The organism is Streptococcus sp. STC1396, from assembly GCF_058933875.1.
This window is the reverse complement of record NZ_JBZYCU010000028.1, coordinates 1-22193: the sequence shown is the minus strand read 5'-3', so window position 1 is coordinate 22193 and position 22193 is coordinate 1. Positions and strand designations below refer to the sequence as shown.

Here is a 22193-nt window from a genome sequence, read left to right as displayed (position 1 = left end):
TCTATTTGACCTTTTTTGACCAAAAGGATATAATAGTCTCGTAATTTGAAATTCTATTTCCTAGTTTGATAGAAAATTAAATAAAGAGAAAGAGAGAAAACTATGATTCCTGTAGTTATTGAACAAACCAGCCGTGGTGAACGTTCTTATGATATTTACTCACGACTTTTAAAAGACCGTATTATTATGCTGACTGGTCCTGTTGAGGACAATATGGCTAACTCTGTTATTGCCCAGTTGCTTTTTTTGGATGCTCAGGACAATACCAAAGACATTTACCTTTACGTTAATACGCCGGGTGGATCTGTTTCTGCTGGTTTAGCTATTGTTGATACGATGAACTTCATCAAATCAGACGTGCAAACTATTGTTATGGGAATGGCAGCTAGCATGGGAACCATTATTGCTTCTAGCGGTACCAAGGGGAAACGCTTCATGCTTCCGAATGCAGAATACATGATTCACCAGCCGATGGGTGGCACTGGCGGTGGTACCCAGCAAACAGATATGGCGATTGCAGCTGAGCATTTGCTTAAGACTCGGAAGACCTTAGAGCAAATCCTAGCTGACAATTCTGGAAAATCTGTTGAGCAAGTTCATAAAGATGCTGAGCGGGATTATTGGATGAGTGCCCAAGAAACTCTAGAATACGGTTTTATTGACGAAATTATGGCAAATAACAATTTAAGTTAGTCAATCTACTTAATCTGTTTTGAAAAAAATGCTCCGTAAGGGCATTTTTTTGATATAATCAATAGAGCAAGTAGAACGAAAAATAAAAGAGAGGAGTTTTATGTTTACAAAAGAGGAAAGAATAGGCTTAATTATCTACCTTTATTATAATCGCGATGTTAAAAAATTAGAAGATGTTGGCGATATTGTGTATCATTCTAAAAAGCACCGTTATCTTCAATTGTATGTTAATAAAGATCATGCTGATGAACTAAAAAAACGTTTGTCAAAGGAAAGATATATTAAAAGAATCCGATTTTGTCATATTAAAGATCTAGATACCGATTTTGTTGGTAGTCTCCATAGGAGTCAAGAAAACGCTATTATTTAAAAAATAGTTTATTTGGGTTGACAATTGTCAGATAATTCGGTATATTCTTACTATATCATTTGCAAATAACAAAATAGAGGAGAATTATTATGAAGAAAAAATTTGCACTTTCTCTTGTAGCTTTTGCTAGTGCTGCACTTTTAGCAGCTTGTGGTGAGGTTTCGACAAACAACTCATCCGCTACTGGAACAGAAATTGGTGATACACTTAAGTTCGGTTTCAACTTTGAAGAAACTGGAGCTGTAGCAGCTTACGGTACTGCAGAACAACACGGTGCTCAGCTTGCTGTTGATGAAATCAACGCAGCTGGCGGTGTAGATGGCAAGAAGATCGAAGTCACTGATAAAGATAATAAATCAGAAACAGCAGAAGCAGCTACTATTTCTACAAGCTTGGCGACTCAAGATAAGGTGAATACAATCATCGGTCCTGCGACTTCAGGTGGGGTTGCGGCTGCGATTGCCAATGCTGGTAAAGCTGGTGTGCCTTTGGTAACACCAAGTGCTACACAGGATGATTTGACTAAAAACCAAGACTATCTGTTTCGTGCAACTTTTATAGATGGTTATCAAGGTAAAATCATTTCTAAGTATGTAACTGAAAACTTGAAAGCTAAGAAAGTTGTTCTCTATTATGACAACTCAAGCGACTACGCTAAAGGAATGGCTGAAGCCTTCAAGAAAGAATACAAGGGTGAAATCGTTGCGACAGAAACTTTCGCTTCTGGTGACTCAGATTTCCAAGCTGCTTTGACAAAAATCAAAGGCAAAGAATTTGATGCACTGGTTGTGCCAGGTTACTACACAGAAGCTGGTAAATTGGTGAACCAAGCGCGTGGTTTGGGTATCACTCAAACAATCGTTGGACCAGACGGATTTAGCGATGCTAAGTTTGTAGAGCAAGCAACTCCAGCAGCAGCAACCAATGTTTATTATGTATCTGGTTTCTCAACTTCAGGTGACATGACAGATAAAGCGAAGAAATTCGTTGAAGCCTACAAGGCTAAGTACAATGAAGAGCCTTCTATGTTTGCAGCGCTCTCATATGACGCAGTTTACATGGCAGCAGAAGCATCTAAGGGTGCAAAAACATCTGTAGATATTAAAGATAACCTTGCTAAGTTAAAAGACTTTGAAGGAGTTACTGGATCCATTACCATTGATAAAGATCACAACCCTGTTAAGACAGCCTTGATGATTGGTTTGAAAGATGGTAAAGTAGATACTGTTGAGACAGTTAAACCTGAATAAAGGGTCTGAGGCTGGGAGCATTCCCAGTCTTTGGCTTGTTTATTACTTGCTTATGATGTTTGAGTAGAGACGGCAAGACAAGGCTTCGTCTGAGATTGTTGTTTCTGCTCTTATTTTATATTAGAAAGAGTGGTGTGGAATGCTCGAACAAATTCTTCAGCAGCTAGCCAATGGATTGATTTTGGGGAGTGTTTATGCGCTTCTGGCCTTGGGTTATACCATGGTTTACGGGATTATCAAATTGATCAATTTCGCGCATGGTGACATTTATATGATCGGTGCTTTTATGGGATATTACCTGATTAACACCCTTCACCTGAATTTCTTTGTGGCCCTTATTTTATCTATGGTTGGAACAGCTATCCTCGGTGTAGTGATTGAGTTTTTAGCCTATCGACCGCTACGCAATTCGACACGGATTGCAGCCTTGATTACGGCGATTGGGGTTTCTTTCCTTTTGGAATACGGCATGGTCTTCTTTGTAGGTGCCAATACTCGTTCTTTCCCACAGGTGATTGAAACGGTGCGTTATACGATTGGACCAGTTTCGATTTCCAATATCCAACTAATGATTTTGGGAATTTCTATTTTACTCATGGTCGGTTTGCAGTTTATCGTGCAAAAAACCAAAATGGGGAAAGCCATGCGGGCTGTTTCCGTGGATAGCGATGCTGCCCAGCTCATGGGAATCAATGTCAATCGTACGATCAGCTTTACTTTTGCCTTGGGTTCAGCCTTGGCAGGAGCAGCAGGGGTGCTGATTGCCCTTTACTACAATTCACTTGAGCCACTAATGGGAATGACACCGGGTATCAAGTCCTTCGTTGCGGCAGTTTTGGGCGGAATTGGTATCATCCCAGGGGCGGCTTTAGGTGGTTTTGTAATCGGTCTGTTGGAAACTTTTGCAACAGCAGTTGGACTGTCAGATTTCCGGGATGCGATTGTGTATGCTATCTTGATTGTTATTCTATTGGTTCGTCCTGCTGGTATTCTAGGTAAAAACGTGAAAGAGAAGGTGTAATGTATGAAAAAGAATTTAAAAGTAAATGCGTTATGGCTTGCTCTAATCGTCGCTGGATACGGTTTGATGACAGTGCTTGCCAGTGCAGGTATCTTGAATCCTTTTTATCTGCAAATTTTTGAGCAGATTGGGATTAATATTATTTTGGCTGTCGGACTCAATCTCATCGTTGGTTTCTCTGGGCAATTCTCGCTTGGTCATGCTGGTTTTATGGCGATTGGTGCCTATGCAGTAGCTATTATGGGTTCAAAATCACCGACCTACGGAGCTTTCTTTATTGCCATGCTGGTTGGAGCTGTTATTGCTGGAGCTGTGGCACTACTTGTCGGTGTTCCTACTCTTCGATTAAAGGGAGATTACTTGGCGATTGCGACATTGGGTGTTTCTGAAATTATTCGGATTTTGATTGTCAATGGAGGCGAATTGACCAATGGTGCAGCAGGTATCCTGGCTATTCCTCCATTTACATCTTGGCAGATGGTTTATGTCTTTGTAGTGATTACGACTATTTTAACCCTCAACTTTCTCCGCAGTCCTATCGGGCGCAGCACCTTGTCTGTTCGTGAGGACGAGATTGCAGCAGAATCTGTCGGTGTCAATACAACAAAAATTAAAGTGCTTGCTTTTGTTTTCGGAGCTATCACAGCCTCTATCGCAGGCTCTCTGCAGGCAGGGTTCGTTGGTTCTGTTGTACCAAAAGATTATTCTTTCATCAATACGATTAACGTTTTGATTATCGTCGTTTTTGGTGGTCTCGGGTCAATGACTGGAACAATTGTAGCTGCGGTGGTACTGGGTATCCTCAATATGCTTTTGCAAGATATTTCTAGCGTCCGGATGATTGTTTACTCACTGGCCTTGATTTTGGTGATGATTTTCCGTCCAGGAGGCTTGCTGGGTACTTGGGAACTGAGCCTGTCTAAGCTCTTTAAAAAGAATAAGGAGGTCAAAGAATAATGGCGCTTCTTGATGTACAAAAATTAACCAAAAATTTCGGAGGACTGACGGCTGTTAGCGATGTAAGTCTGGAATTGAACGAGGGAGAACTGGTCGGTCTTATCGGTCCTAACGGTGCTGGAAAAACAACTCTTTTCAACCTTTTGACAGGCGTCTACGAGCCGAGTGAGGGAACGGTCACTTTGGACGGGCATTTGCTGAATGGCAAGGCACCTTACAAAATTGCAACTCTGGGTCTCAGCCGGACATTTCAAAATATTCGTCTTTTTAAAGATTTGACAGTGTTGGATAATGTGTTGATTGCTTTTGGTAATCACCATAAACCTCATATACTGGCTTCTTTCTTCCGCCTTCCGGCATTTTATAAAAATGAAGAAGAATTGAAAGCGAAAGCTTTGGAATTGCTGGCCATCTTTGACTTGGATAAGGAAGCAGAAACCTTGGCTAAAAATTTGGCCTACGGTCAGCAACGTCGTCTGGAGATTGTTCGGGCGCTTGCTACAGAGCCTAAGATTCTCTTCTTGGATGAGCCAGCTGCTGGGATGAATCCTCAGGAAACAGCTGAGCTGACTGCCCTGATCCGTCGGATTAAAAATGAATTTAACATTACCATCATGCTAATTGAGCATGATATGAGTCTGGTTATGGAAGTGACCGAGCGCATTTATGTGCTGGAATACGGCCGCTTGATTGCCCACGGGACGCCAGATGAGATTAAGAATGACAAGCGCGTTATTGAAGCTTATCTAGGAGGTGAAGCCTAATGTCCATGCTCAAAGTTGAAAATCTATCCGTCCACTACGGCATGATTCAGGCTGTCCGTGATGTCAGCTTTGAAGTCAACGAAGGAGAAGTCGTTTCGCTTATTGGTGCCAATGGTGCTGGGAAAACGACCATCCTCCGCACGATTTCTGGCTTGGTTCGTCCAAGTGCTGGAAAGATTGAGTTTCTCGGCAATGAAATTCAAAAAGTTCCTGCTCAAAAAATCGTAGCTACGGGGCTTTCACAGGTTCCAGAAGGGCGCCATGTTTTTCCAGGCCTGACTGTTTTGGAAAATCTTGAAATGGGAGCTTTTCTTAAGAAAAATCGCGAAGAAAACCAAGCCAATCTCAAAAAAGTCTTCTCTCGTTTTCCACGCTTGGAAGAGCGTAAGAACCAAGATGCAGCGACTCTCTCTGGCGGTGAGCAACAGATGCTAGCCATGGGACGAGCGCTCATGTCTACGCCTAAGCTCTTACTCTTGGACGAGCCGTCAATGGGGCTGGCTCCAATCTTCATTCAAGAAATCTTTGATATCATTCAAGATATCCAAAAGCAGGGAACAACTGTGCTTTTGATCGAGCAAAATGCCAATAAAGCCTTATCCATTGCTGATAGAGGCTATGTCCTTGAAACCGGGGAAGTCGTCCTTTCGGGTACGGGACAAGAACTCTTGACTTCCGACGAAGTCCGCAAAGCATATTTAGGTGGCTGAAACAATCTGGGAGATTGTTTCAGGTTACAGATGGGAACTCGCGGTAGCGAGTTTTCTTTGTTTGAAACTTCCATGAATTTTTAAAGTGTTGGGGAGGAAACAGATGCAGCAGTTCCTCATTAGTCTTTTTCTAAATCTGTTTCTTCATTTTAAGTATTGGGTGAAAATATGATAAAATATGGGAGAAGGAAAACTGCTCTGGTTTAAATGCAAACCCTAACTCCCTTCAGAAAGATTTGGAAAGAAAATTCAAGGAATACGACGCATTTGTTGGTGGTGATTGGCGAGATACAGAGCAGTTTTAGTTTCTGAAATGAAAAAGGGTGATATTTTCAGGTTGGCTTGACGAATTTATCTTGCGGAATCCAAATTCAGATGCAGAAGTTATGAGTGGAAAAAGCCTCTTAGTATCCAGATTTAGGTACTTTATTATTGAACTATCTTGAAAACTGGGGACGGCAATATGGAATGGGGAGTCTTTTCGTGGCGACCGTATCCATATATGCACCGACTTTTTATGTTAAGCAGAGATATGAGGAGATAGGTCGAGTTTCTTTGACTGATAGAGTGGGGAATATTTGTTTTCGAAAACATTTAAAATAAGTTATAGAGGATTTAAAATGAAAATAGTCAGTGAAAGTCTTTTGAAAAAGGTTATTGTAAATCGGCCGCCAGAGAGCCATAAAGGAGACTATGGTCGCCTGCTCTTGATTGGCGGAACCTATCCCTATGGCGGAGCTATTATCATGGCAGCCTTAGCCGCAGTAGGCAGTGGGGCTGGTCTGGTGACAGTTGCGACTGAACGGGAGAATATTTCTGCCCTCCATGCTCATCTGCCAGAGGCCATGGCCTTTGATTTGCGGGAACAAGAGCGGCTGATGGAGCAGATTCGTAAGGCAAGTGTTATTTTAATCGGTCCGGGTTTGGCTGAGACCCCTTTAGAGAAGTCAGTATTGCAACTGGTTTTGAATCTTGTGGACAAACGACAAATATTGATTATGGATGGTGGTGCCCTCTCGCTTTTTGCCAAGCAAGCTCTGCCCTTTCCAAGCTCCCAGATAATCTTTACTCCTCATCAAAAAGAGTGGGAAAGCTTGTCTGGCTTGCCTATCGAGTCACAAGATGAGACATCCAGTCAAAAAGTTGTTGACCAATTTTCTGAAGGTACTATAGTTGTTCAGAAAGGCAATAGAACACGAGTTTTTCAGAGTGGGGTAAAAGACTTTTATCAGCTGCAGGTTGGAGGCCCCTATCAGGCAACTGGTGGGATGGGAGATACCTTAGCAGGGATGATTGCTGGATTTGCAGGACAATTTCAGCAGGCTTCACTTTTTGAACGGGTGACGGCTGCAACTTACTTGCATTCAGCTATTGCGGATGAATTAGCCGAGGAGGCCTATGTCGTTTTACCGACGGAGATTAGTCGGGCAATCCCAAGATGGATGAAGAAAATTTGTCCCTAGTTTTCCTTATCAGTGACTTTTTCTCTTAGTTTTTGCTTAAGCTGGGTTCTATTTAGAAAGTCCCAGCTTTTTAGCTTTTTTCAGGACATTTTTTTAGGTTTGAAATCGGTTTTTTATACAGATTTTTGTTATAATAAAAGTTACGAAAACATTAGGAAATAGAAAGGAGGAGGCATGCCAGATTATTTATCGGTTTCGACTTTGACCCGCTATCTGAAGATGAAGTTTGACCGGGATCCTTATCTAGAACGGGTCTATCTGACTGGTCAGGTCTCCAATTTTCGTAAGCGGCCTACCCACCAGTATTTTTCGCTTAAGGATGAGAAGGCAGTCATTCAGGCGACTATCTGGTCTGGTGTGTATAAAAAGCTGGGCTTTGAGTTAGAAGAAGGGATGAAGGTCAATGTCATTGGCCGTGTTCAGCTCTATGAGCCCAGCGGTTCTTATTCGATTGTTATTGAAAAGGCTGAACCAGATGGTATTGGTGCCCTGGCTGTTCAGTTCGAGCAGCTCAAAAAAAAGCTGGGAGAAGAAGGACTCTTTCAAGATAAATTTAAACAAGCTTTACCCCAGTTTCCTAAGAAAATTGGGGTGGTGACCAGTCCTAGCGGAGCTGTCATCCGAGATATCATCACTACAGTCAGCCGCCGTTTTCCTGGCGTGGACATCTTGCTTTATCCGACCAAGGTTCAAGGCGAAGGAGCCGCTGCCGAGGTAGCAGCCAATATCCGTCGGGCCAATGAGCGGGAGGATTTGGATGTTTTGATTATTGGTCGGGGTGGCGGGTCCATCGAGGATCTTTGGGCTTTTAATGAGGAAATCGTCGTACGAGCTATATTTGAATCTCAGCTTCCCATCATTTCCAGTGTGGGGCATGAGACAGATACAACTCTGGCTGACTTTGTTGCAGACCGACGGGCAGCGACCCCAACAGCAGCAGCTGAATTGGCGACACCAGTCACCAAGCTGGATCTTCTGGGGCATTTGAGTCAGCAGCAAAATCGTCTGTCAAATGCAGCTGCAAATCGTCTGACTTACCAGCGAGAACGTTTGCACAAGCTGGCTTCTTCTGTTATTTTTCGGCAGCCAGAACGGCTTTATGATGGCTATCTGCAAAAGTTAGACCAGCTTAATCTACGTTTAAAGCAAAAAATTCGCGAATATTATAGTGAAGAAGTCCAGCAGGTCAAGATTCTCTGGCACCGCTTAGAGTCTCTGTCACCTCTGCGGCAGGTGCAGCACTATCAGGAGCAGGTTCACCAGCAGGAACGCTTGTTGCGTAGTAATATGGCGGTTATCTATGACCACAAGGTGGCTGAAGCCAAGCGGCTGTCAGATGCGTTGCTCATGCTGGATACCAGTCGAATTGTGGCGCGGGGCTATGCTATTATCCAAAAAAATGAAACAGTAATCGAGTCCAGTCAGGATATCAAGGAGAAGGACCAGCTGACCATTCTCATGCGAGATGGTCAGGTCCAAGTTGAGGTAAAAGATGTCAAAAGACAAAAAATTTGAAGAAAATTTAGCTGATTTGGAAGCTATTGTCCAGAAGCTGGAAAATGGAGATGTCGCCTTGGAAGAGGCGATCGCCGAATTTCAGAAGGGCATGCAGTTGTCTAAAGAGCTACAAAAGACGCTAGATCAGGCAGAAAAGACCTTGGTCAAGGTCATGCAGGCTGATGGCACAGAAACGGATATGGAATGACAAGAGAGTTTAAAATCAGGCAAATTGGCCTGACCATTCAAGATTTTTATCGGAGCAAGAAAGTATCGTCGGATTTGACAGAGACCATTCTCTATTCTGTCGAGGCTGGTGGTAAGCGGATTCGTCCTCTCTTGTTTTTGGAGTTGCTGGAGGGCTTTGGTCTGGAATTAACTCCCGCCCACTTTCAGGTGGCAGCAGCCTTAGAGATGATTCACACTGGTAGTTTGATTCATGATGATCTGCCGGCTATGGATAATGATGACTACCGCCGTGGGCGTCTGACCAGCCACAAGAAATTTGGGGAGGATATGGCCATTTTGGCGGGAGATTCTCTCTTTTTGGATCCTTATGGTTTGGTGGCAATGGCAGAGCTCCCTAGTCAGGTCAAGGTGGATCTGATAACTGAGCTGTCTCTGGCAGCTGGATCCTTTGGTATGGTGGCCGGGCAGGTTTTGGATATGCAGGGAGAAGGTCGTAAGTTGACGATAGACCAGCTCCAGACCATTCATGCCAATAAGACAGGCAAGCTCTTGGCCTATCCTTTTGTAGCAGCAGGAATCATTGCTCAGGCCAGTCAGTCTGTCCTAGGGAAGCTCCGTCAAGCGGGAGAACTCTTGGGTTTGGCTTTTCAGGTGCGGGATGATATTTTAGATGTGACAGCCAGTTTTGAGCAGATTGGCAAGACACCGCAGAAGGACTTGGCAGCGGAGAAATCAACTTATCCAGCTTTACTAGGTTTAGATGGAGCCAGAGCCTTTTTCGATGAAACACTGGAACAAGCAAAAAACCTGCTGGAGCAACTAGAAACAGAAAGTGATTTTTCAGCTGAAGAAATTCAAAAAATAATAGAAAGTTTGAGACTGGATGGCTAAGGAAAGAGTGGATGTACTGGCCTATCGACAAGGCCTTTTTGAGACCCGAGAACAGGCCAAGCGCGGAGTGATGGCCGGCCTAGTCGTGGCACTTGCTAATGGAGAGCGCTTTGACAAACCGGGTGAAAAAATCGATGATGGAACAGAGCTTAAACTCAAGGGAGAAAAACTCAAGTATGTCAGCCGTGGCGGTCTGAAATTAGAAAAGGCTTTACAAGTGTTTGGCCTTTCGGTAGCAGACCGAGTGGCCTTGGATATCGGAGCTTCGACCGGGGGATTTACCGATGTCATGTTGCAGGCGGGAGCACGATTGGTTTACGCTGTTGATGTAGGAACTAACCAGTTGGCTTGGAAACTCCGCCAAGACGAACGGGTCGTCAGCATGGAGCAGTTCAATTTTCGCTATGCGGAGGCAGCTGATTTTGACTTTCGACCCAGCTTTGCCAGCATTGACGTTAGCTTTATCTCGCTCAGCTTGATTTTGCCGGCCCTCTATCAGATTTTAGAAGAGGGAGGTCAGGTCGTGGCCTTGATTAAGCCTCAGTTCGAGGCTGGCCGCGAGCAGATTGGCAAGAAGGGGATTATCAAGGACAAGAAAGTTCATTTGGCGGTTCTGGAAACCGTGACAGCCTTTATGCTGGAAGCAGGTTTTTCAGTCAAAGGTTTGGATTTTTCTCCAATTCAGGGTGGGCATGGCAATGTTGAATTTCTAGCCTTTCTGGAGAAAAGCGAGCAGCCGAAAAATGAGTTGGAGCAAGACTTAGTTGCTGTCGTAGAGGCAGCCCACAAGGAATTTAAAGATGAAGAAGAAGGATAGATTAGAGAAAATCAGACGATTTGTCAGCGAATTTGAGATTGGTACCCAAGAGGAAATTGTAGAACATCTCAGGGAGTCTGGTATTACAGCGACACAGGCAACGGTTTCACGAGACATCAAGGAGCTAGGGATTGTAAAAATCCCTTTTAAAGATAATACCTATATTTACGAGCTTCCAAAAACAGCTAGCAATAGTCTGAAGTTGACTGAAAATAATATTTTGGCCTGTCAAAATCTAGGAAATATGCTCAATCTTAACCTAGTACCAGGGAGTGCGGCGGTAGTCAAGCGTCATCTGAGTAAAGAATTTGCTGAGGAAATTTTCAGCATCATTGCGGATAATGACAGTATCCTAATCGTTGCAGTAAGTGAAAGTGCAGCCCAAAAAGTCACGGCTGAAATCAATAATTGGTAGGAAAACCTATGTTATTAGAAATTTCGATTAAAAATTTTGCCATTATTGAGGAGATTTCCCTTAATTTTGAGCAGGGTATGACGGTTTTGACCGGGGAAACGGGAGCTGGTAAGTCTATTATTATTGATGCGATGAACATGATGCTGGGCAGCCGTGCGACGACGGATGTTATTCGCCATGGGGCCCAAAAAGCTGAGATAGAAGGACTTTTTTCGCTGGAGAATAGCAGAGCTTTGCGAGAGATTTTTGAGGAGCAAGGCTGGGAGCTGACCGATGAGCTGATTATCCGTCGGGAAATTCTGCAAAACGGCCGCAGTGTCAGCCGTATCAATGGTCAGATGGTGAATCTGTCTGTTCTAAAGGCTGTTGGCCAGCATTTGGTAGATATTCATGGTCAGCACGATCAGGAAGAGCTGATGAGACCCCAGCTTCATATCTCCATGCTAGATGAGTTTGGCTCAGCAGACTTTTTGCATCTCAAGGGTCGCTATCAGGAAACCTTTGACCGCTATCGAAGCCTGCGTAAGCAAGTCCTGACTTTGCAGAAAAATCAGCAGGAGCATAAGGCCAGAATTGAGATGCTGGAGTTTCAGATGGCGGAGATTGAAAGTGCCGCCCTCAAAAGCGGTGAAGATACTGCCCTGTATCAGGAGCGAGACCGTTTGCTCAACCACAAGCTCATTGCTGATACGCTGACCAACGCCTATACCATGCTGGATAATGAAGACTTTTCCAGTCTGGGAAATGTCCGTTCAGCTATGAATGACCTTGAGTCTATCGAGGATTACGATCCAGCCTACAAGGAACTTTCTACTAGCTTGTCAGAGACCTACTATGTCTTAGAGGATGTCAGCAAGCGTCTAGAGGACATTTTAGATGGACTGGACTTTGACGGGGACCGACTGCTGCAGGTGGAGAGTCGCTTAGACCTGATTAACAGCATCACCCGCAAGTACGGTGGTCAAGTAGATGAGGTGCTGGAATACTTTGCTCATATTTCCAAAGAATACAGCCTTTTAACTGGCAGCAACTTGTCCTCAGAGGATATGGACAAAGAGCTGAGGCTCTTGGAGAGAGAGCTGGTGGAGTTGGCCCAGGAGCTGAGTCAGGCCCGTCATGGTCTAGCAACCCAGCTGGAAGCAGAAATCAAGCAGGAGCTGCAGGATCTCTACATGGAAAAGGCGCGCTTTAAAGTGCAGTTCACTAAGGGAAAGTTCAACCGTGAAGGCAATGAACAAGTAGAGTTTTACATCTCAGCCAATCCGGGCGAGGATTTCAAACCTTTGGTGAAGGTTGCGTCTGGCGGGGAACTCTCCCGTCTCATGTTGGCGATCAAGTCTGCCTTTTCTCGTAAGGAAGGCAAGACCAGCATTGTCTTTGACGAAGTGGATACGGGCGTTTCTGGCCGTGTGGCTCAAGCCATCGCTCAGAAGATTCACAAGATTGGCGTCAATGGTCAAGTCTTGGCTATTTCCCATCTGCCGCAGGTCATTGCGATTGCCGATTATCAGTTCTTTATTGAGAAGATTTCGGATGAAAATTCGACCGTCTCAACGGTTCGGCTGCTGACAGCTGACGAGCGTGTTCAGGAAGTCGCTAAGATGCTGGCTGGCGAAGATGTGACGGAAGCTGCTTTGACTCAAGCCAGAGAGTTATTAAAAAAATAAACAAGCGAGGCTGAGACACTAGTGTTTCGGTCTCCTTTAGGAGGTGGCGCGTATGACAGAATATTTTGCAATCGGTGATGTCCATGGCAAGGCTGGTATGCTAGATAAACTGCTCCAGCATTGGGACGATCGCAGCCAACTAGTCTTTCTAGGCGACTTGATAGATCGTGGTGAGGACAGCCGAGCAGTTTTGGAGCGGGTCAAGAACCTAGTGGACCAAGAAGGAGCTGTTTGTCTGTCTGGTAATCATGAATATATGTTTCTAACCTGGCTGGACAATCCTGAAAAGTCTTATGACCACTACCGACGTAATGGCGGAGATACGACGATCAATTCGCTTTTAGGCCGACCTCTCAGTGCTCCTGTAGATGGAGTAGCAGACGCGGAATGTGTCAAGACGGAGGCGGCAGATTTAGTAGATTTTATTCGTCAGATGCCCTTCCTATTTGAGACAGAACGGTACATTTTTGTCCATGCTGGCCTAGATTTGGAGTTGAAAGACTGGCGAAAGACCAGTGATTATCAAAAAGTTTGGATTCGCGAGCCTTTTCACAAAGGCAGCAATCAGACTGGCAAGACGATTGTCTTTGGTCATACACCGACATTTTACCTCTTGCATAAGGCACCGGGAACTGATCAGCTATGGATGACTGAGGACGGCAAGATTGGCATGGATGGCGGAGCTGTTTATGGCGGGGTTCTTCATGGTGTTCTCTTTGGGGATAGTGGAATACTGAAGCACTATTTTGTTGAAAACGATGACTTACCAGCAAGAAATTAAAAGAGAGTGTCTAGGGGAAGGTGAGAATCTGTAAATATTTGATTTGCTGCAGATTGCCAAATCATCAAAACGACCAATTGAAATCTGTTCCCTATAGTTTTAGATTGAAGAAATTATCCATTGAGGTGAGTTTTCTTCAATCTTTTTTTTATTCCTAACTAGATACAGGAATTTAGCTTGTTTTTACTTTTTTAGAACTTGAATATACAATATAAGTGCATAATAAAAAAGCAAACTTTTAAGAAAGGATAATTGCCTTCTTAAAAGCTTGCAAGGTTGGTTCTTTTTTTGATTGAAGAATGGGAAATAAAAGTCTTTTTCTTCAGTCGTTACTCATCTGAGTGGACAAAGCTTTGAAATCATTGGGAATTGTCAAACAGTTTTTTATAGGTTTTCATTTTATCTTTTAAAGGAGATAATTGATTCAAATCCAAATAGTGAGGAAAGCCATTTAATTTTCCTTGGGAAGTATACTGGTGCAGATCATATTCTTGCTCCGTATTAGGGGCGGCATTATAATAACCATCATCAGCCCCGTAGGTAGGAATCCAAACCGCAGAAAATTTATCCGTTGAGATGCTATGTTCTTCCATAAAGAAAGTTCCAACATAAATCCCAATATTTTTAGCACCTAGTTCTTCGAGTTTTGAGCGAAAAACTTCAACTCCCGCATTCATGTCAGGCATGGTCTTTTCTTCAACATCGAGCCAATAGTAGGTCGGTTCGTACTTTGAAGCAGCCTTATAAAAATGTTCTGCTTCTTTTGCCATTTCTTTTTCGCTGTCGGCGGCTATATATGCATACACTGCGACGGGGATATTTCTCTTTTGAAACTCAGTGATATGAGTCTTATAAGCTTTATCCAGTCCGTTTAAGTGGGTTGCAGCATTCTCTTTTTTAGCCTGATTGCCACTATGAACTCGAACAATGACGCCGGATATATTTTTTGATAAAATATCATAGTCAATCTCACTTGGTAACTGCCAGCCAGATATATCAATGACAGGTTTATTGATGAATTCTTCATCTAAAATCGAAGTTTGCTCTTCATCTGATGAATTGGCTGTTATTTGTGCAGATTGTGAATTTGTTGCTTTTGCTTGCTTAGCTGCCGAATCAGAGATTTGTTTATTTATTAAAAGAAATACAATGAAACAAATAAAAAACAGGAAGAATGCAAGCGGTTTAATTCTCTTTCTCATACATTTTTATTCTAACCCAAAGTGAAATAAAAAGCAAAAAATATCTCTAAATTTGCAAAATAATGAATAAAATGTCATACAATTGAAATATAAAGAGTTTTAGTTGTTCCATTGCTGTGCTAATTTGAAAAAGTTGGCTCTGAACTTTCCGTAATACTTTTTTTTCAATTGGAAAGGTGATATAATGAAGATTGAATTTTTAGAAATTTTATGGTGAAATATGAAAATTGATAAGAGACACCTGTTGAATTATTCAATTTTAATTCCTTATATGATTCTGTCTGTTATAGGATTGATTATTGTTTATTCAACGACAAGTCCATCCTTGATTCAAGCCGGCGCAAGCGGATTTAGTATGGCTATAAATCAAGGACTATTTTGGATTGCTAGCTTGGTCGCCATTACTATTTTGTATAGGATGAAAATGTCCTTCTTAAAAAATGGTAGTTTCATTACGCTGATTATTTTTGTGGAAATAATCCTTTTGCTTCTTTCGCGCTTTGTAACTAAAACGGTCAATGGAGCTCACGGCTGGCTGATTATTGGCCAATTCAGCGTTCAGCCAGCGGAGTATTTGAAGATTATTCTGATTTGGTTTCTGGCCTATCGTTTTTCCAAAAAGCAGAAAGAAATCGAAATTTATGACTACCAAGCCCTGACTTTAAATCAATGGCTTCCAAAAGCTTTTAATGATTGGCGGATAATCGTAGCCCTGCTGATTGGGATTGTTGCAATGATGCCTGACTTAGGGAATGCGACCATTTTGTTTTTAACAGTCATCATAATGGTGGCGGTCAGCGGCATTGGCTATCGATGGTTTTCCACTATGCTGGGAGTCATTCTTGGAAGTTCAGGGCTGGTCCTGGCTAGCATTTGGCTTATTGGGGTTGAACGGGTTGCAAAGATGCCGCTCTTTGGCTATGTTGCGAAGCGGTTCAGCGCTTTCTTTAATCCTTTTAATGACTTGTCTGGCTCAGGACACCAATTAGCCAATTCATATTATGCCATGAGTAACGGTGGCTGGTTTGGTTTAGGTTTAGGCAATTCGATTGAAAAACGGGGGTATCTTCCCGAAGCTCATACCGACTTTGTGTTTTCTATCGTGATTGAGGAATTAGGTTTTTTTGGAGCTAGTTTGATTTTAGCATTGCTGTTTTTCCTTATCCTAAGAATTATTCTAGTGGGTATCCGAGCTAAAGATCCTTTTAATTCAATGATGGCCTTAGGAATTGGCGGCATGTTTTTAACACAGACCTTCATAAACATTGGCGGAATTTCTGGTTTGATTCCATCAACCGGAGTGACCTTCCCTTTCTTGTCTCAAGGGGGGAATAGTCTGCTCGTCCTATCGGTAGCCATTGCCTTTGTGTTAAATATTGATGCCAATGAGCGCAGAGAAGATATCTATCAGCAAATGCAAACTGCTGGCCGATAAGAATTTGGCCATTTCTGAAGCATATTTCTAAAGTAGAAAAATCCTTGAAAAATGAGAGGTATAGATTATGTCATTTAACAAATTGGAAAGCTATAGCAATAAAGAAGTCATTCGTGAAGAGGTTTCAATTCTAACAGATCTGCTTGCAGATATTACGCAAAATATCTTAGGTCCCGAGACTTTTGAAAAAATTTCTACTATGAAAGATTTGGCAATTGATTCGAGATATCAAGAATTAAAAGCCATCGTAGAGAAGTTGACGACAGATGAGATGGTCTATATTTCTCGCTATTTCTCAATCTTGCCGCTATTAATCAATATTTCTGAAGATGTTGATTTGGCCTATGAAATCAACCATCAAAACAATGTCAATCGCGATTATTTAGGAAAACTTTCTACAACAATAGACTTGATTTCAACTCGGGAAAATGCTCAAGAAATTCTAGAGAACCTGAATGTCGTGCCAGTACTGACGGCTCACCCAACTCAGGTTCAGCGCAAGACCATGTTGGATTTGACCAATCATATTCACACATTGCTGCGTCAGCACCGTGATGTAAAGGCTGGTTTGGTAAATGAGAAGAAATGGTTGGCGAATTTACGCCGCTATATTGAGCTCATGATGCAGACCGACATGATTCGCGAGAAAAAACTGAAGGTAACTAATGAAATTACCAATGTCATGGAATACTATAATAGTTCTTTTCTTCAGGCTATTACCAACTTTATGCTGGAATACAAGCGCTTAGCAGAAGAAAAAGGGATTCATTTAGAAAATCCAAAACCAATTACTATGGGAATGTGGATTGGTGGTGACCGTGATGGTAATCCATTTGTAACAGCAGAAACGCTAAAACTGTCAGCAACTGTTCAAAGTGAAGTTATTTTGAACTACTATATCGATAAGGTCTATACTCTTTATCGAAATTTTTCGCTTTCATCTAAGTTTTCGGAAACCAGTGAAGCAGTAATGAAAATGGCTGCGTTGTCCAGTGATAAATCAGTTTATCGTGAAAATGAGCCTTACCGCCGAGCTTTTCATTATATTCAGTCCAAGCTGATTCAGACCTTGCTTTATTTGAAAGAAGGGAATTTTTCAAGTGAAGGACATCAGCTGGCAGATAAGCTTGGTGAGGTTTTGAATGCCAATGCTAGTGTGTCTGTCACCAATAACGGTAAAGAAATCATTCCGAATTATATCCAGTCCCGTATTACAGATACCATAGATGGCTTGAGCAAGGAGCAGGTGTTATCTTACAAGACTGCTCAGGAATTTAAAGAAGACTTGCTAGTTATCCGTGATTCTTTGCTAGAGCACAATGGACAAGCTTTAGTTACAGGTGAGTTGACTGAATTATTGCAAGCAGTCGATGTCTTTGGTTTCTTCTTAGCAAGTATTGATATGCGGCAGGATTCCAGTGTTCATGAAGCCTGTGTGGCCGAGCTCCTAGCATCAGCAAATATTGTAAAGGACTACAGCTCTCTCTCAGAGGATGAAAAATGTCAGGTCCTGCTTAAACAACTTTTGGACGATCCAAGGATTTTGTCGGCTACTCATGTCCAAAAATCAGAACTTCTACAAAAAGAACTGGCTATTTTTAAAACTGCCCGTGAGCTTAAAGATGTGTTGGGAGAAGAAGTTATTAAACAAAATATCATTTCTCACTCAACGAGTGTATCGGACTTGCTTGAATTAGCCATTATGCTCAAAGAAGTAGGATTGATTGATGAAAATGGGACACGTGTGCAGATTGTTCCTCTCTTTGAGACCATTGAAGACTTGGATAATTCTTGCGATACTATGGAGAAATACCTGTCCCTGCCGATTGCTCAGAAGTGGATTGCTTCCAAGGATAACTATCAGGAAATCATGCTGGGCTACTCAGACAGTAACAAGGACGGCGGCTACTTATCTTCGTGCTGGACTCTCTACAAGGCTCAACAACAGCTGACAGCCATCGGTGATAAATTTGGCGTAAAAATCACCTTCTTCCATGGTCGGGGAGGTACAGTAGGACGTGGTGGTGGTCCAACTTATGAAGCCATTACTTCTCAGCCGCTACGCAGTATCAATGACCGAATCCGTCTGACCGAGCAGGGAGAAGTCATTGGTAGCAAATATGGAAATAAAGATGCAGCCTACTATAACTTAGAAATGCTGGTTTCTGCTGCTATCAACCGCATGGTAACCCGCAAGAAGAGTGATACTCATACTTCCAATGAGTATGAGCGGATTATGGATCAAGTGGTTGAGCGCAGCTATCAGATTTATCGTGATTTAGTCTTTGGCGATGAGCGCTTTTACGATTATTTCTTTGAGTCCAGTCCGATTAAGGCTATCTCCAGCTTTAATATCGGTTCTCGTCCAGCAGCCCGTAAAACGATTACTGAGATCGGCGGTCTCAGAGCGATTCCTTGGGTATTCTCTTGGTCTCAAAGCCGGGTTATGTTCCCAGGCTGGTATGGTGTTGGGTCTAGCTTCAAGGAATTTATTGATGAAGATCCTGAAAAGAATCTGGCCTTCCTGCAATTTATGTATAAGAGATGGCCTTTCTTCCAGTCTCTCTTGTCAAATGTAGATATGGTGCTGTCTAAGTCTAATATGAATATTGCCTTTGAGTATGCACAACTGTGCGAAGACAAGGATGTGCAGGATATTTTCAATATTATCTTGGACGAGTGGCAGCTGACTAAGAAGGTCATCTTGGCTATCGAAGGGCACGATGAGCTCTTGGCGGAAAATGCTTATCTCAAGGACAGTTTGGATTACCGCATGCCTTACTTTAATGTGTTGAACTATATTCAGTTGGAGTTGATTAAACGTCAGCGACGTGGCGAACTTTCACCAGAGCAAGAACGCTTGATTCACATCACTATCAACGGAATTGCTACAGGACTTCGGAATTCTGGCTGATACATGAGAATAAAAAATGGCTACTTTACCATTATAAATAACGAAAAATCGGCTTTTTGTCCGATTTTTCTGTTTTTGTAACCAAAAGACTTTTCCATTCGTTATACTAGTGAAGGAGGGGGGTGAGCTTATCAAACTAGATGAATATGAAACAATCTTGATAGGCTTTGCTCGCGAGATTGTCTCCTATCTGCAGAAGTCAGGGGCTTCTAAAGCGGAAGCAGAAGATGTAGTGCAGGACGTTTTTGTCAAGATGTTGGAAACAGAAGTTATTATTCCGGCGGAAAAGATGCGAGCTTGGATGTATCGGGTTTCCATCCGGCGCTATATCGACAGATATAGGAGAGATAAACGTTATTTGGAGATTTTGCGAAAAGAATTTTTTGGAAAAGATCTTGTCAATCCCTTTGAAAATGAAGATTATGAGCTGCTAAGAAGTATGATAGAAGATCTGCCACTCAAGGAAGCTACGCTTTTAGAACTCTATTATTTTCAAGATTTCACGGTCAAGGAGATTGCCCAAATTATGTCTTACTCAGTGAGCAAGGTCAAGATTCAGCTGATGCGCAGTCGTGCTAAACTCCGAAAGGAGCTGGAAAAGAAAGGATATCGAAATGGAAACATTTGAAAATGTTGCAAAGAAAAGCAGGAGAAAAAGACTCTGGAAGACAGTCGTCATTAGTTCCTTTGTATCTTTAGTTCTCTTAGGTCTTCTAGGAAAGGGGCTGGTAGAATTAGCCTCTAGTAACGGACGAGACTTACAAAAACAGTACGAAGTTATGTCCGAAATCGCCTATCCTAATGTTGACTATGATAGTCTTTACCACACTCAAACTTCCTTTTTTTCAGGGACCTTACGTTCCGATCGTTTCAAGGATTTAGATGGAGTGAAGGTGGCTTATCCTTCCTATGAGGGAAACTATTCACTCATAGGTGCTTTTAGAGATCCGACTGCGGAAGGGACTTATTTGTCTCTCTCAGGAACCTATACGCGAACCCTGCGTCAAAAATATCCGGTCTTCTATAATATCAATGCCAAAGGGACAAAGGATAGTAATTCTATGCCTAAAGAGTTGGCTTCTGTCAAAGAAATGCCGAATCAATTGGTGGAAGTAGCTTTGACTTTTGATAAGCCTTATACCTATAAGGAAATCCAGCAGATGATACCGAACAATCTCAAAATCAACTGGTACTGGATTGGCAGTCAGTCAGAAGACAGTGAAAATGGTATTGAACTGTATTCTGATCCCAAGCTGACCTATGGAGCTAACGCTAGTCTTCTCTTTACTTATGATTCAGATGTTAGGAAGAAGGCAAAAGAGGCTAAGAAAGAGCAGCAGACTTTCTTGGATTATCTGAAAAAGGCAGATAAAAATCTTTTCCCAAGTGTTAGTGGGTACAACATGTACAATGAGGTTGAGTCCTATCTCAAGAAATTTGGTCAGCTAGATATTCGTGAAGCAGAAAATCGGGATCAATTGACCTTTTCTGGTATTATTCTGACTGGGAAAGCTGAGAATTTCAGCCAATTAGAAGGGAAAGAATGGATTGCTGCTTCGAGTATTGGTGCCTCCGTTTCCAATCAGCCTTACTATCAGTTAGATAAGGAATAATTCACAAAAAAAGACTAAAAGGCTTGCATTTTCAGTGAAATTTGATAAAATAGTAAGGAAAGTTAGACTGTATTGCCTACTGTCTATCTATAAAATATATTTTATTGGAGGCTTTTACTCAAATGGCAAAAGAAAAATACGATCGTAGTAAACCACACGTTAACATTGGTACTATCGGACACGTTGACCACGGTAAAACTACCCTGACTGCAGCAATCACAACTGTTTTGGCACGTCGCTTGCCTTCAGCAGTTAACCAACCAAAAGACTATGCGTCTATCGATGCTGCTCCAGAAGAACGCGAACGCGGAATCACCATCAACACTGCGCATGTTGAGTATGAAACTGCTAAGCGCCACTACGCTCACATCGACGCTCCAGGACACGCGGACTACGTTAAAAACATGATCACTGGTGCTGCTCAAATGGACGGAGCTATCCTTGTAGTAGCTTCAACTGATGGACCAATGCCACAAACTCGTGAGCACATCTTGCTTTCACGTCAGGTTGGTGTTAAGCACTTGATCGTTTTCATGAACAAAGTTGACTTGGTTGACGACGAAGAATTGCTTGAATTGGTTGAAATGGAAATCCGTGACCTCTTGTCAGAATATGACTTCCCAGGTGACGATCTTCCAGTTATCCAAGGTTCAGCTCTTAAGGCTCTTGAAGGTGATACTAAGTACGAAGACATCATCATGGAATTGATGGACACTGTAGATGAGTACATCCCAGAACCAGAACGTGATACTGACAAGCCACTCCTTCTTCCAGTCGAAGACGTATTCTCAATCACTGGACGTGGTACTGTTGCTTCAGGACGTATCGACCGTGGTACTGTTAAAGTCAACGATGAAGTTGAAATCGTTGGTATTAAGGAAGAAATCCGCAAAGCAGTTGTTACTGGTGTTGAAATGTTCCGTAAACAGCTTGACGAAGGTCTTGCAGGGGACAACGTTGGTGTGCTTCTTCGTGGTATCCAACGTGATGAAATCGAACGTGGACAAGTTCTTGCGAAACCAGGTTCAATCAACCCACACACTAAATTCAAAGGTGAAGTTTACATCCTTACTAAAGAAGAAGGTGGACGTCATACTCCATTCTTCAACAACTATCGTCCACAATTCTACTTCCGTACAACTGACGTAACTGGTTCTATCGAGCTTCCTGCTGGTACTGAAATGGTTATGCCTGGTGATAACGTGACTATCGACGTTGAGTTGATCCACCCAATCGCCGTTGAACAAGGTACTACTTTCTCTATCCGTGAAGGTGGACGTACTGTTGGTTCAGGTATGGTTACAGAAATCGAAGCTTAATTTGATTAAGTTCCCAGAATAATAATTATAAAGTCAGACACTAAAAGCCCCGCTCAGCGGGGCTTTTTGGGGGCTCTATAATTTCTGTAGTGGGTAACTCCACCGCAGGGATTATGGAGCCTATTTTGTTGTAGAAAACATACTAAGATTAGTAGTGAAGAAATCTCCGACGGGAGAGAGTACTCACTACTTTTTCTTTATGTTAAAGTAGTGGTGTCTTGTAAA

21 protein-coding genes are annotated in these 22193 nt (G+C 42.5%); 20 read left to right on the top strand and 1 reads right to left on the bottom strand.

All coding sequences use genetic code 11. The annotated features are described in order from the left end of the window. Nucleotides 1–102: 102 nt before the first annotated feature. From AC5FEC_RS09090 to AC5FEC_RS09020, 15 genes are all read left to right on the top strand, one after another. The gene (locus AC5FEC_RS09090) at nt 103–693 is read left to right on the top strand and encodes an ATP-dependent Clp protease proteolytic subunit (protein WP_037614419.1); all 591 of its coding nucleotides are present in this window, start codon (nt 103–105) and stop codon (nt 691–693) included. A gap of 100 nt (nt 694–793) precedes the next feature. Then, nucleotides 794–1063, top strand: a complete 270-nt coding sequence (locus AC5FEC_RS09085; RefSeq protein WP_037614420.1) for a DUF2129 domain-containing protein — start codon at nt 794–796, stop codon at nt 1061–1063. Between the two features lie 89 nt (nt 1064–1152). Continuing rightward, complete coding sequence (locus tag AC5FEC_RS09080) at nt 1153–2313, top strand: ABC transporter substrate-binding protein (RefSeq protein ID WP_493661979.1); 1161 nt, start codon at nt 1153–1155, stop codon at nt 2311–2313. Between the two features lie 151 nt (nt 2314–2464). Further along, a complete protein-coding gene (locus AC5FEC_RS09075; protein ID WP_156956256.1) occupies nt 2465–3334 on the top strand; it encodes a branched-chain amino acid ABC transporter permease in 870 nt (289 codons plus the stop codon). Nucleotides 3335–3337: 3 nt separating this feature from the next. After that, a complete protein-coding gene (locus tag AC5FEC_RS09070; protein WP_493661978.1) occupies nt 3338–4291 on the top strand; it encodes a branched-chain amino acid ABC transporter permease in 954 nt (317 codons plus the stop codon). Then, complete coding sequence (locus AC5FEC_RS09065; protein ID WP_493661977.1) at nt 4291–5055, top strand: ABC transporter ATP-binding protein; 765 nt, start codon at nt 4291–4293, stop codon at nt 5053–5055. Before AC5FEC_RS09070 ends, AC5FEC_RS09065 begins: the two co-directional genes overlap by 1 nt. After that, nucleotides 5055–5765, top strand: a complete 711-nt coding sequence (locus tag AC5FEC_RS09060) for an ABC transporter ATP-binding protein (protein ID WP_493661976.1) — start codon at nt 5055–5057, stop codon at nt 5763–5765. Before AC5FEC_RS09065 ends, AC5FEC_RS09060 begins: the two co-directional genes overlap by 1 nt. A 620-nt stretch (nt 5766–6385) precedes the next feature. Continuing rightward, nucleotides 6386–7228 carry an NAD(P)H-hydrate dehydratase gene (locus AC5FEC_RS09055; protein WP_493661975.1) on the top strand — a complete coding sequence of 281 codons (843 nt, stop codon included), beginning with the start codon at nt 6386–6388 and terminating at the stop codon, nt 7226–7228. Between the two features lie 174 nt (nt 7229–7402). Further along, complete coding sequence (gene xseA / locus AC5FEC_RS09050; protein WP_493661974.1) at nt 7403–8743, top strand: exodeoxyribonuclease VII large subunit; 1341 nt, start codon at nt 7403–7405, stop codon at nt 8741–8743. After that, entirely contained in the window at nt 8721–8933 is a 213-nt protein-coding gene (locus AC5FEC_RS09045) for an exodeoxyribonuclease VII small subunit (protein WP_037614428.1), read from the top strand. Before xseA ends, AC5FEC_RS09045 begins: the two co-directional genes overlap by 23 nt. Beyond that, a complete protein-coding gene (locus AC5FEC_RS09040) occupies nt 8930–9805 on the top strand; it encodes a polyprenyl synthetase family protein (protein ID WP_493661973.1) in 876 nt (291 codons plus the stop codon). Before AC5FEC_RS09045 ends, AC5FEC_RS09040 begins: the two co-directional genes overlap by 4 nt. Then, a complete protein-coding gene (locus tag AC5FEC_RS09035; protein ID WP_234550476.1) occupies nt 9798–10622 on the top strand; it encodes a TlyA family RNA methyltransferase in 825 nt (274 codons plus the stop codon). The genes AC5FEC_RS09040 and AC5FEC_RS09035 overlap by 8 nt, the downstream gene beginning before the upstream one ends. Next, nucleotides 10606–11037, top strand: a complete 432-nt coding sequence (locus AC5FEC_RS09030) for an arginine repressor (protein WP_493661972.1) — start codon at nt 10606–10608, stop codon at nt 11035–11037. The genes AC5FEC_RS09035 and AC5FEC_RS09030 overlap by 17 nt, the downstream gene beginning before the upstream one ends. A gap of 8 nt (nt 11038–11045) precedes the next feature. Beyond that, nucleotides 11046–12704 (top strand): DNA repair protein RecN, encoded by a 1659-nt coding sequence (recN, locus tag AC5FEC_RS09025; protein ID WP_493661971.1) that lies wholly within the window; start codon nt 11046–11048, stop codon nt 12702–12704. 52 nt (nt 12705–12756) lie between these two features. Next, a complete protein-coding gene (locus AC5FEC_RS09020) occupies nt 12757–13485 on the top strand; it encodes a metallophosphoesterase (RefSeq protein ID WP_493661970.1) in 729 nt (242 codons plus the stop codon). Nucleotides 13486–13844: 359 nt separating this feature from the next. On the opposite strand, the gene AC5FEC_RS09015 is transcribed toward AC5FEC_RS09020, so the two are convergent. Then, nucleotides 13845–14687 carry a glycoside hydrolase family 25 protein gene (locus AC5FEC_RS09015; protein ID WP_037614436.1) on the bottom strand — a complete coding sequence of 281 codons (843 nt, stop codon included), beginning with the start codon at nt 14685–14687 and terminating at the stop codon, nt 13845–13847. Between the two features lie 220 nt (nt 14688–14907). Between AC5FEC_RS09015 and ftsW the strand changes: the two genes are divergently transcribed. The 5 genes from ftsW (at nt 14908) to tuf (ending at nt 21968) form a co-directional block, all read left to right on the top strand. Next, complete coding sequence (ftsW, locus tag AC5FEC_RS09010) at nt 14908–16122, top strand: cell division peptidoglycan polymerase FtsW (RefSeq protein ID WP_037614437.1); 1215 nt, start codon at nt 14908–14910, stop codon at nt 16120–16122. A 67-nt stretch (nt 16123–16189) separates the two neighbouring features. After that, entirely contained in the window at nt 16190–19036 is a 2847-nt protein-coding gene (gene ppc, locus AC5FEC_RS09005) for a phosphoenolpyruvate carboxylase (protein WP_062198823.1), read from the top strand. Between the two features lie 157 nt (nt 19037–19193). Beyond that, nucleotides 19194–19664, top strand: coding sequence for an RNA polymerase sigma factor (locus AC5FEC_RS09000; protein ID WP_493661969.1), 471 nt, complete (start codon nt 19194–19196; stop codon nt 19662–19664). After that, nucleotides 19651–20649: an anti sigma factor C-terminal domain-containing protein gene (locus AC5FEC_RS08995; RefSeq protein ID WP_002906137.1), complete on the top strand. Its 999-nt coding sequence runs from the start codon at nt 19651–19653 to the stop codon at nt 20647–20649. The genes AC5FEC_RS09000 and AC5FEC_RS08995 overlap by 14 nt, the downstream gene beginning before the upstream one ends. 122 nt (nt 20650–20771) lie before the next feature. Beyond that, nucleotides 20772–21968, top strand: coding sequence for an elongation factor Tu (tuf, locus tag AC5FEC_RS08990; RefSeq protein ID WP_037614441.1), 1197 nt, complete (start codon nt 20772–20774; stop codon nt 21966–21968). Nucleotides 21969–22193 lie beyond the last annotated feature (225 nt).

Excerpts from the sequence above, each read along its gene's own strand:
- AC5FEC_RS09090 (WP_037614419.1), top strand. The coding sequence starts at position 103 with ATGATTCCTGTAGTTATTGAACAAACCAGCCGTGGTGAACGTTCTTAT.
- AC5FEC_RS09085 (WP_037614420.1), top strand. The coding sequence starts at position 794 with ATGTTTACAAAAGAGGAAAGAATAGGCTTAATTATCTACCTTTATTAT.
- AC5FEC_RS09080 (WP_493661979.1), top strand. The coding sequence starts at position 1,153 with ATGAAGAAAAAATTTGCACTTTCTCTTGTAGCTTTTGCTAGTGCTGCA.
- AC5FEC_RS09070 (WP_493661978.1), top strand. The coding sequence starts at position 3,338 with ATGAAAAAGAATTTAAAAGTAAATGCGTTATGGCTTGCTCTAATCGTC.
- AC5FEC_RS09065 (WP_493661977.1), top strand. The coding sequence starts at position 4,291 with ATGGCGCTTCTTGATGTACAAAAATTAACCAAAAATTTCGGAGGACTG.
- AC5FEC_RS09060 (WP_493661976.1), top strand. The coding sequence starts at position 5,055 with ATGTCCATGCTCAAAGTTGAAAATCTATCCGTCCACTACGGCATGATT.
- AC5FEC_RS09055 (WP_493661975.1), top strand. The coding sequence starts at position 6,386 with ATGAAAATAGTCAGTGAAAGTCTTTTGAAAAAGGTTATTGTAAATCGG.
- xseA (WP_493661974.1), top strand. The coding sequence starts at position 7,403 with ATGCCAGATTATTTATCGGTTTCGACTTTGACCCGCTATCTGAAGATG.
- AC5FEC_RS09045 (WP_037614428.1), top strand. The coding sequence starts at position 8,721 with ATGTCAAAAGACAAAAAATTTGAAGAAAATTTAGCTGATTTGGAAGCT.
- AC5FEC_RS09040 (WP_493661973.1), top strand. The coding sequence starts at position 8,930 with ATGACAAGAGAGTTTAAAATCAGGCAAATTGGCCTGACCATTCAAGAT.
- AC5FEC_RS09035 (WP_234550476.1), top strand. The coding sequence starts at position 9,798 with ATGGCTAAGGAAAGAGTGGATGTACTGGCCTATCGACAAGGCCTTTTT.
- AC5FEC_RS09030 (WP_493661972.1), top strand. The coding sequence starts at position 10,606 with ATGAAGAAGAAGGATAGATTAGAGAAAATCAGACGATTTGTCAGCGAA.
- recN (WP_493661971.1), top strand. The coding sequence starts at position 11,046 with ATGTTATTAGAAATTTCGATTAAAAATTTTGCCATTATTGAGGAGATT.
- AC5FEC_RS09020 (WP_493661970.1), top strand. The coding sequence starts at position 12,757 with ATGACAGAATATTTTGCAATCGGTGATGTCCATGGCAAGGCTGGTATG.
- AC5FEC_RS09015 (WP_037614436.1), bottom strand. The coding sequence starts at position 14,687 with ATGAGAAAGAGAATTAAACCGCTTGCATTCTTCCTGTTTTTTATTTGT.
- ftsW (WP_037614437.1), top strand. The coding sequence starts at position 14,908 with ATGAAAATTGATAAGAGACACCTGTTGAATTATTCAATTTTAATTCCT.
- ppc (WP_062198823.1), top strand. The coding sequence starts at position 16,190 with ATGTCATTTAACAAATTGGAAAGCTATAGCAATAAAGAAGTCATTCGT.
- AC5FEC_RS08995 (WP_002906137.1), top strand. The coding sequence starts at position 19,651 with ATGGAAACATTTGAAAATGTTGCAAAGAAAAGCAGGAGAAAAAGACTC.
- tuf (WP_037614441.1), top strand. The coding sequence starts at position 20,772 with ATGGCAAAAGAAAAATACGATCGTAGTAAACCACACGTTAACATTGGT.